We start from the raw sequence: 9,584 nt of genomic DNA, 5'->3' as shown, positions 1-9,584 counted from the left end.
CCCCCCCCCCCCCCCCCCCCCCCCGGGGGGGGGGGGCCGCGGCCCCCCCCCCCCCCCCCCCCCCCCCCCCCCGCCACTGTATTTAACCACCGCCTTGGACCCGCTCGGGTTTCCGGGCGCGCTCCGCTAGACCGCGGTTGCGGAACCGCACGACCAGCTGCGACCCCCAAAGTCGGCACGCCCTTCCCCAAAAAACCACACGACGCCCATCAGCGTCCGCAAAAGCCATTCGCGGGAGCTTGTCGACAGATCGGTCGCGAGGCCCCTGAAACGGCACTGGCGCGCCTCCCATCCGCACAGGATGGAGGACGCGCCAGGCGGCGTGCGGATCCGCACGCAAGAATTCCTAGGCCGTCGCCTTGACCCATTTCTCCAGGACCAGCCGTGCGGATCCGGAATCGATCGACTCCGCGGCCTTCACGACCGCCTTCTCCAGACGATCCTGGACGGAGCCGGAGGCATCCTGGTCAAAGGCCACCAACCCGGCCGCGGCGTTGAGCAAGACGGCATCCCGGGCAGGCCCACGGACACCGTCAAGCACGTCGCGCACCACCTGCGCGTTGTGCTGGGCGTCTCCCCCGCGCAGGTCTTCGAGCGTCACCCGTGCCATGCCGAGGTCCCGCGCATCGAAGCGCGACTCGGTGACCGTGCCGTCACGGACTTCCCAGACCCTGTTGTCGGCGGTCGTGGTCAGTTCGTCCAGCCCATCCTCGCCTCGGAAGACCAACGCACGAACTCCCCGCGCGGCCAGCACGCCTGCCATCAGCGGAGCCATGCGCAGGTCCGCGCAGCCGATGGCCGATGCAGTCGGCTCGGAGGGGTTCGTCAACGGCCCCATGAAGTTGAATGCCGTCGGCACCCCCAGCTCGCGTCTGGGCACTGCGGCGTTCCGCATTGACGGGTGGAAGATGTTCGCGAAACAGAAAGTGATGTTCGCGGTGTCCAAGACAGCGTTCAGGTTTTCGATGGGAACGTCGAGTCGCACACCCAGTGCCTCGAGCACATCGGCGGAGCCCGAGGACGAAGAGGAGGCGCGGTTCCCGTGCTTCACGATTCGGGCCCCGGCACCGGCACACACCAGGGATGACATCGTGGAGATGTTTATGGTGTTCTGTCGGTCACCACCGGTGCCCACGATGTCCAGGCGTTCGCCCTCGACGACCAGCGGCCTGGCATTGGCGATCATCGCCTCCACCAGGCCGGTGAGTTCGGCAACGGTCTCACCCTTGGATCTGAGCGCAACAAGGAAACCGGCCACCTGCGCATCGCTGGCATTGCCCGTCATCACCTCGCCCATGGCCCAATACGCTTGGTCCCTGTCGAGATCGCCGCCAGCGATCAGCGCAGAGAGGATTGATGGCCATGTGGGGAACTTTGGGTCCGTTCGAATCGTTGACACGCCACTAGGTTATCTACGAATCGTAGAAAGTCTGAAATGTTAATCCCGCGTGTTTCCGCGGCTGTAGGCGTGAAGCGGTGAAATTTCCCGCCACGCGGGGCTCAATGCATTGGTGTCAGAGGTACTTTTATAGACATAATGGCTCTGTGACAACTGCGACTCATGCCCTAATTGCCCCGGCGCATCCTGCGCCGAACCGTCCCAACATGGTGTCGGTAGGAACTGTCGTCTGGCTTGCCAGCGAGCTGATGTTCTTTGCCGCGCTTTTCGCCATGTACTTCACACTCCGTGCTGCATCGCCGGAAATGTGGGCGACCGAAACCGAGAAACTCAACGTTCCGTTCGCACTTATCAACACGATCATCCTGGTCTCGAGCTCGTTCTCCTGCCAGTTGGGTGTCTTCCGTGCCGAGGATCTTAAGCCTCGCCGCACCGGCGGACTGTTCAACTTGAAGGAATGGGGAATGGTTGAATGGTTCGTCCTGACCTTCATCCTCGGTGCCATCTTTGTTTCCGTTCAGGCCTACGAATACACCGAGCTCATTGCTCACGGTATTGCCTTGAACTCCAACGCCTACGGTTCCGTGTTCTACATGACCACCGGATTCCACGGCTTGCACGTGGCCGGCGGACTCATCGCCTTCCTGCTGATCATCGGACGTGCGCTTATTGCACGTAAGTTCGGTCACTACGAGGCAACCGGTGCGATTGTCGTGTCTTACTACTGGCACTTCGTCGACGTCGTGTGGATCGCCTTGTTCGCGATCATCTACTTCCTGAAGTAGCGCAACCAACAACGTTGCCTACTTCGGCAACTTCCCCGTTCTAAAAAATAAGTGAGGAACCAGCAAGTGAAGGCTCTTTCGCAAAGGCGCCGCCATCCACTCGCCGCCGTCGCACTGCTGTTGATGGGCCTGCTCATCACTGGAGGCCTGTACATGGCCGCCGGCAGCGTCAACGAGGCCAAGGCGGCTACAGGATTCAGCGCAAGTGACATCGAGGAGGGCAACAAGCTCTTCGTCGCCAACTGCGCTACCTGCCACGGTTTGAATGCAGAAGGATCCGCTGACGGTCCTTCGCTGATTGGCGTAGGCGCCGCTGCAGTCGACTTCCAGGTCGGAACCGGCCGTATGCCGATGCAGATGCAGGGGCCCCAGGCTCAGGCCAAGCCGGTACAGTTCGATGACGCCCAGATCTCCCAGCTCTCCGCATATGTGGCCAGCCTGGGTGCCGGACCGGCAATCCCGTCCGAGGACATGCTTGATACATCCCATGGCAACTCTGCCGCAGGCGGTACGGTTTTCCGCGTGAATTGCGCAATGTGTCACAACGCCGCCGCTGCCGGCGGCGCACTAACGCGCGGCAAGTTTGCCCCGGCCCTGGCCGGTGTATCCGAGAAGCACATCTACGAAGCCATGGTTACCGGCCCGCAGAACATGCCCGTCTTCAACGACTCGAACATCACTCCCGAGGAGAAGCGTGACGTGATCACCTTCCTGAAGGAAGTCGAAGCCCAGGGTTCGCCGGGCGGCGCCAAGCTCGGTTCGCTGGGTCCGGTCGCTGAAGGTCTCTTCATCTGGACCGCTGGTTTGGGCATCATCATTGCCTTCACCATCTGGCTCACCTCGCGTCCTTCCTAGGTCGCTGGCGGCCCGTGCCGCCACATCACTACGTACTAATGAATCTTGAGAAAAGGATGAGAGACAACATGGGCGACCATAGTCACGGCAGTCCGGACGACTCGGGCACCGTTGCTAAGGCTGGCACGGGAACCCTGGAGAAATTCCAGGATCCCGGCCTTCCGCCGCATCGGAAGCGCTTGGCAGATACCGACCCGCATGCAGAGAAGCGAGCAGAGCGTCAGGTAGCGCTGCTGTTTATCATCTCCATCGTCGGAACACTGTCGTTCTTTATTGCTTACTTCGTTCTCGGACGTCCGGAAAACATCTCGGAAATCCGTGTACAGAACGCGATGCTCGGCCTTGGCACCACTTTTGCCATGCTCGGCATCGGTATCGGTATTGTCCACTGGGCAAAGACCCTGATGCCGGACCACGAAATTTCCGAAATGCGTCACGAGATCACCGCTGAGGCTGATCGCAAGGACGCCGAGGAGATCATCAACCAGGTGATCGAAGAGACGGGCATCAAGCGCCGTCCATTGATTCGAAACACCCTCATCGGCGCCATGGCATTGGCTCCGATTCCCGCCATCTTCATGTTCCGCGACCTCGACCGCTCCGGCAAGAACGCCGGCGAAATGGTCGAGCAGCTGCGTCACACGATGTGGGACACGGACGTTCGCCTGACCCGCGATCCCTCCGGCACCCCCATCAAGGCATCGGATGTGCAGATTGGTTCGGCTTTCCACGTCATTCCCGAGGGACTTGACGAAGCCGAGGACATGCTCAACGAGAAGGCCAAGGCCGTTGTCTTGCTGATGCGCCTGGATCCATCGAAGATGCAGGTCTCCGAAGGACGCGAAGACTGGCACGTGGACGGCATCGTTGCCTACTCCAAGATCTGCACGCACGTCGGTTGCCCCGTGGCCCTCTACGAGCAGCAGACGCACCACTTGCTGTGCCCGTGCCACCAGTCGACCTTTGACCTCACGCAGGAATGCAAGGTCATCTTCGGCCCGGCCGGACGCGCGCTGCCTCAGCTGCCAATCACGGTTGACTCCAATGGCTTCCTGGTCGCCCAGAGCGATTTCCAGGAGCCTGTTGGACCGAGCTACTGGGAGCGTGGCTAATCCATGAGCACCACAACTGAGTACACTCCGAAGACTTCCACCGGACGCATTGCCAACTTCGTCGACCAGCGTGTCGGCGGATCGGTGATCGTCAAGGAATTCGGTCGGAAGATCTTCCCGGACCACTGGTCCTTCATGTTCGGCGAGGTGGCACTTTACACCTTCGTCCTGCTGTTGATCTCCGGAACGTTCCTGACGTTCTTCTTCGATCCGTCGATGGCACACGTCATCTACAACGGTTCGTACAACCCCCTCAAGGGCATCGGCATGTCCGCCGCATACTCCACGTCGCTGGATATCTCCTTCGACGTGCGTGGCGGTCTGTTCATGCGCCAGGTCCACCACTGGTCGGCGATCCTGTTCGTTGCCGCCGTGTCGGTCCACATGCTTCGCGTGTTCTTCACTGGTGCGTTCCGCAAGCCGCGCGAACTGAACTGGGTTGTCGGCGGCGTGCTGCTGATCCTGGCGATGGCTGCCGGCTTCACCGGTTACTCGCTCCCCGATGACTTGCTCTCCGGTAACGGCCTGCGCATCATCGACGGCGTCATCAAGTCGATCCCGCTGGTGGGCACCTACATTTCGCTCTTCCTCTTCGGTGGCGAATTCCCGGGCACGGTCATCATTCCGCGCTTGTACTCCCTGCACATCATGATTGTTCCGGCGCTCCTGCTGCTCATGGTCGGCATCCACCTGTTCATGGTGGTCGTGCACAAGCACACCCAGTACCCCGGCCCGGGCCGCACCAACGACAATGTCGTGGGCTTCCCTGTCGGTCCGGTCTACGCTGCCAAGGCAGGCGGGTTCTTCTTCATCGTCTTCGGCATCGTGGCTGCGATCTCCGGTTTGCTGACCATCAACCCGATCTGGAACTACGGTCCATATGACCCCTCGCCGGTCTCCGCCGGCACCCAGCCTGACTGGTACATCGGCTTCGTCGATGGCGCCCTGCGACTGATGCCGGGCGTGTTGGGCAACTTCTCCTTCGAGTGGCTCATCCCGTTCCCGTGGGGCACCAACACCCTGACGCTGAACGTCCTGATTCCGGCTCTTATCCCTGCTGGCATCATGTTCACGATCATGTTCGCATGGCCGTGGATCGAAAGCTGGGTCACCAAGGACAAGCGCGAACACCACCTGCTGGATCGCCCGCGCAACGCCCCGTTCCGTACGGGCATGGGTGTTGCCGGTGTCGTTTCCTACTGCGTGATGTGGGCAGCGGCCTCCTCCGACTTGATCGCCACCCACTTCCACGTGTCGTTGAACGACGTCACTTATTGGTTGCGAGTGCTGTTCTTCCTCGGCCCGATTCTCGGCTTTATCGTGGCCCGCCGCATCGCACTGTCGCTGCAGCGCAAGGACCGCGAGATCGTCTTGCACGGTCGCGAAACCGGAATCATCGAGATGTCGCCGGAAGGCACCTTCTCGGAACGCCACGAGGCGCTGGATGTCTACAAGCTGCACCAGTTGGTCAACTACGAGGACCGCAAGGTCATTCCGGCCCAGCCAAACGCGGCTGGCCACATCAGCGGCAGCGAAAAGCGCCGCGGCGCCCTGTCCAAGTTCTTCTTCGAGGATCGCGTGGCCCCGGTTACGCCTTCTGAGTTGGCAGCAGTGCATGCCGAACATGGACACGGACCGGCAGAAATCGAAGGTTCCTCCACGGAATCCATCGAAAAGTAGTATCTGCCAGGAGTTCATCCTGACTGCGGGGCCCACCATTTGGTGGGCCCCGCAGTGCTTTAACCGACAATTCGCTCGCCTCTGGCCGCGCCGCAGGCAACATGCTCCACGGGCGGATCGCCGGCACTCCCCTGGGCTTAGGTTTTTCCGGGCTGTCCCAACCCAGGGATGCTCACGACTGCGATCCAGGGAAGGATCCTTCTGAAAATCGTAAGACAGTTCGTGCTTGGCGATAATGACCGGCCGAGCTCTCCGGGTGCGGCACCCTGGAGGTCCGCGGCCTAGCAGGAACTCGTCCCGACGTAGATGGTTGCGCGGTTTGGGGCGTCTCCGTCGGTGGTACCGAGACTGCCCTGCATGGCCTTTTCACAGCCCCTCCCCTGCAGGCTTCGGTATCAAGGCGTAGGCGTTGCCGTAGCATCGGCCGCCGGACAGCAGCAACCGACGGAGGCGTATGTCATGGGTCCGAACGAGATCGATGCGACTGCGGGTTCACCTGACGCTGGGAAATCCATCCTCGCGAGGGCCGGGACCTCCTGTGGAATGACCCGCCCACAACTGGGTTTGTTTTTCGCAGGTGTAACCGGGCTTCTCGTGTCCGGGGCCGGCTACGGGAACGTGGCCAAGACGGCAACCGACTCGAGAGCCACCGCATCGACGTCGTTCGGGTCTTTGCAGGTGCTGCGGGCGGGCAGGTTCGCCCGGCTCGCGGCCAACGGCATACCCTCGGCGCTGCGCGGCCGTGAGGCGTTGGCCGCCATGGGCGGTGGGCTGCGCTTGCCCTTTGGGGCCGCCGCGGGTGCAGGCTCCGGGAGCGGCCACTCACAGCATGGCGGCCATGCAGGTGGTTCAACCGCACCTGACGTCTCGGGGAATTCCATACCGGGCCTCCGGTGGCGGTAGCCGGCCAACTCGACCTGGGGCGATATCGTCCTTGCGGAATTCGAGGTTCGGAACGACGCCAGGGATCCCGTAGCTCATTCTCCGGGCGTGCGCGTGGTGCTCGGAGCGTCCGACAGGTCCATCACGGTGCAGGACTTCGCTGTGGACCCCCGACCGCTGGCGCCGAGAGCCCTGACAGTGCTCTCGGTAGCTGCCTGGCCCCGGAGACAGCCAACGACTTCTTCCTCGACTTCGCGGACCCGTGGGCCGGTTCCACCACGGCCCTGGCGCTGCCGAGCACGATGACGGCCTGAAATGGCAACGCTCGACATCCACATCAACGACAGATGCCTGCCGCGGCCGCGGAGCCCTGTTCACGCCGTCCAAAGAGCCATGAGGTGTCTGCCAGCTGTGTTTAGCGCATGACCGGAGCGTCGTTTGGCACGTGCCATCTCCCGTAGGCCGAGGGCCCCGCGGCACCCGATGACGCCAGCCAGGATGGCACCATCGAAGGCCCCGGCAGCTGGGGGTTGCAAGGAAGCGACGGAACCCACGTGGACTCCCCTGCCATGGTGCGGCAGCCGGCAACCCATCCCCGTGGCGTCATCGGTCAGTCCAGGTCAACTCAGGGACCGTTCCCGTGTTCCCTGATGGGTGGGGCATGTATCGCAGGAAGGCTCGGGATATGTGCCCGGGACACAGGGTCACAGGCCCATGGGGAAGTTTTCGTGTGGCAACCACGCGGCCACCAGTCCCAGTACGCGTTCTAGGTAACCGGAAATGACGTGGCCCGCCTCCTGGGGGCTGAGGCGGGCATCGGCGATCTCGCCCCCTGCCCCCACCCCAATACCGCCGCTTGCCCCATCCGCAACCGTCCCTTGGAGGGCCAGCAACGCCCCAATGACCTCACCGAAGTCGTCTTCCGACGCGGAGGTCTGGCGCAACAGCCGCTCTTGGGCCTGTTTCAGGGCCGGCCCCGGGGAGCATCCCAGCTCCTTGTCCATGACGCGACGGCAGCGGTCAAGGGCCTGCAGGCCCTGAAGCGGGTTCCCTTCCATTTCCAGGCCGAGGACCAGGCAGGTCCATGCCGCCTCATTGAGGCTGTCACCCTCGAGCACTTGCTGTGCCAAGCGGATGGTCTCGGCAGCCATTCCCAGTTCAAGAGAAACCTGTGCAGCAAGGATGCTGGCCGAGGATACCCGACTCGCGTGCAGTTGACGTTCCGTTTCGGCCCATTCGGGCAACAGTTCGCTTCCCAACAGCGGTCCGGTGGCGAGGGCGAGAGCTTGGTGCAACAGCGGGAGGGCAACACGTGGCTCGGATCGCTCGGCGCGGACCACCAGGCGCTCAAAGTGAGACAGGTCGAGGTCGACCAGTTCCGGATCCAGCACGTAGCCGCCGGTGGCGGTTCTCAGCGGGCCGTTCTTGCCCCGGCCCGGCTGCAGGCACCGGCGCAGCACCGAGACGTGGGATTCCAAGGCCGACACCGCTGCCACCGGGGCCGCTCCGTCCCACAACATGTCGATAAGCCGCGACTTGGAGACAGGGGTCCCCAGATGCAGCAGCAGGATTTCCAGGATCTGGCGAGGCTTCGGCCCTCCCATCTGCCCCGCATCCAGGACGGAGTTCCCCGAACGGATCTGAAACGTCCCCAAGATGTTGACTTGTATCCGACCGTCGGTCTCCCGCACGGCGTGGCCATCTCCCCTGATCCCCACAAGCGTATCCACTTTGCAACTCCCCAAGTTGAAATTCCCCAAGAACCAACAAGCGCCATCCTTCCACACGCACCCCCGCAGATCCATAGCCCCCGCTCTTGGGGGTGAACTGGTCCGCACCCTGCTCAGCCGGGCTGAAGTCTCCGGGCTCCGGGACACGGCATGCGCGTAGCATCAGGTGCCCCGCCGCCGCGCCTCGTAGCCGACCCCAAGACCGGCTACGCCAACCATTATCCCCTGCCTCCCTCAAGATCGGAGCCGGGTAATACGCAAGATCCAGGCAATTCTTCGCCAAGAAACGGAGCCAAGGTACGTGGCCATCCTTGAGAATTCCTTCCACCTATTCCACGCCGTTCCTAGCCACCATGGACCCAGGGGAACCAGCCCCGACCAAAGCCGTGGAAAGGAATCTCTCGTGTCCACCGCCGCCGTCGCGGATCTCGCCGCCGAACTCGGGCTAGAGGGCACCACCCGGTTCGCGCACGCCTTCACGGACCTCTGCCCAGTGCGCGGCGAACGCATACAAACGCCCATCCGTGCCCTGATATCCCAGGCCCCGCAGCGGGTTTTCTCGCAATTCCAACCCCAGAACCCAGCAGGTCCAGGCCTCCTCGTTGAGGACGTCCCGATCCAGCACGTACTGCGACAGGCGATTGGTTCGGGAGCCATGCCTACTTCCTTCCATGGCCATTTGCGCCGCCAGGACGCCCGTGGCGGATACCCGGGATGCGTGCAGGCAAAGTTCTGCTTCGGCCCTAGCCAAGTTTCAGGTTCGTGGATGGATTCAGGGGTGTTGCGTTGGCGCGAAGAAGCACTTGTTGATTCGCCAAAAGCGGGCGTTTCGTTCAGGAGGCGGTCCCGGTTCGTGGCGGGCGTCGAGAGGCGGATTCAACGAGCCGACGCCAGAAATCGTTTCCATCCGTGACGCCGACGGCAGACGTAAAAAACGTCGGTAGCCGCGCCGTCGACCAGATACCCCGGAATCTGCCAAATGGTCATCGATATCGTCGTCGATTTCCTGGATCCCCGCCTTCGTGATGGGTTCGATCCAGGAAGTGACGGCGCCGTCTGCCTTTTCTCAGTTCACCCTAACGTCGTCGGTGCGTTCACCTGCCGGATCGTCCATCACGTTCTTTGCCCCGGCGAACCATGA

At 62.5% G+C, this 9,584-nt stretch carries 7 protein-coding genes and 1 pseudogene; 5 read left to right on the top strand and 3 right to left on the bottom strand.

All coding sequences use genetic code 11. The annotated features are described in order from the left end of the window. Window positions 1-346: 346 nt before the first annotated feature. Window positions 347-1,399: an anthranilate phosphoribosyltransferase gene (gene trpD, locus ACIPUB_RS12900; RefSeq protein WP_407607738.1), complete on the bottom strand. Its 1,053-nt coding sequence runs from the start codon at window positions 1,397-1,399 to the stop codon at window positions 347-349. Between the two features lie 146 nt (window positions 1,400-1,545). Between trpD and ACIPUB_RS12895 the strand changes: the two genes are divergently transcribed. The 4 genes from ACIPUB_RS12895 (at window position 1,546) to ACIPUB_RS12880 (ending at window position 5,831) form a co-directional block, all read left to right on the top strand. Continuing rightward, a complete protein-coding gene (locus tag ACIPUB_RS12895; protein WP_336245038.1) occupies window positions 1,546-2,184 on the top strand; it encodes a heme-copper oxidase subunit III in 639 nt (212 codons plus the stop codon). A 66-nt stretch (window positions 2,185-2,250) separates the two neighbouring features. Continuing rightward, entirely contained in the window at window positions 2,251-3,039 is a 789-nt protein-coding gene (locus tag ACIPUB_RS12890; protein ID WP_264271745.1) for a c-type cytochrome, read from the top strand. A 68-nt stretch (window positions 3,040-3,107) separates the two neighbouring features. Then, a complete protein-coding gene (locus ACIPUB_RS12885; RefSeq protein ID WP_264271763.1) occupies window positions 3,108-4,151 on the top strand; it encodes a ubiquinol-cytochrome c reductase iron-sulfur subunit in 1,044 nt (347 codons plus the stop codon). Window positions 4,152-4,154: 3 nt separating this feature from the next. Continuing rightward, window positions 4,155-5,831: a ubiquinol-cytochrome c reductase cytochrome b subunit gene (locus tag ACIPUB_RS12880; protein WP_264271744.1), complete on the top strand. Its 1,677-nt coding sequence runs from the start codon at window positions 4,155-4,157 to the stop codon at window positions 5,829-5,831. Window positions 5,832-7,417: 1,586 nt separating this feature from the next. Here ACIPUB_RS12880 and ACIPUB_RS12875 read toward each other — a convergent pair. Beyond that, window positions 7,418-8,443, bottom strand: coding sequence for a BTAD domain-containing putative transcriptional regulator (locus ACIPUB_RS12875; protein WP_407607737.1), 1,026 nt, complete (start codon window positions 8,441-8,443; stop codon window positions 7,418-7,420). 403 nt (window positions 8,444-8,846) lie between these two features. Between ACIPUB_RS12875 and ACIPUB_RS12870 the strand changes: the two genes are divergently transcribed. Continuing rightward, window positions 8,847-9,356, top strand: coding sequence for a hypothetical protein (locus ACIPUB_RS12870; protein ID WP_407607736.1), 510 nt, complete (start codon window positions 8,847-8,849; stop codon window positions 9,354-9,356). A 12-nt stretch (window positions 9,357-9,368) separates the two neighbouring features. On the opposite strand, the pseudogene ACIPUB_RS12865 reads toward ACIPUB_RS12870, so the two are convergent. Beyond that, window positions 9,369-9,494: pseudogene (locus tag ACIPUB_RS12865) on the bottom strand (DUF5956 family protein); the annotation flags it as partial. Window positions 9,495-9,584: the final 90 nt, after the last annotated feature.

The organism is Paeniglutamicibacter sp. ORCA_105 (assembly GCF_045798545.1).
Classification (GTDB): domain Bacteria; phylum Actinomycetota; class Actinomycetes; order Actinomycetales; family Micrococcaceae; genus Paeniglutamicibacter; species Paeniglutamicibacter sulfureus.
This window is presented reverse-complemented; position numbering and strand designations above follow the sequence as displayed.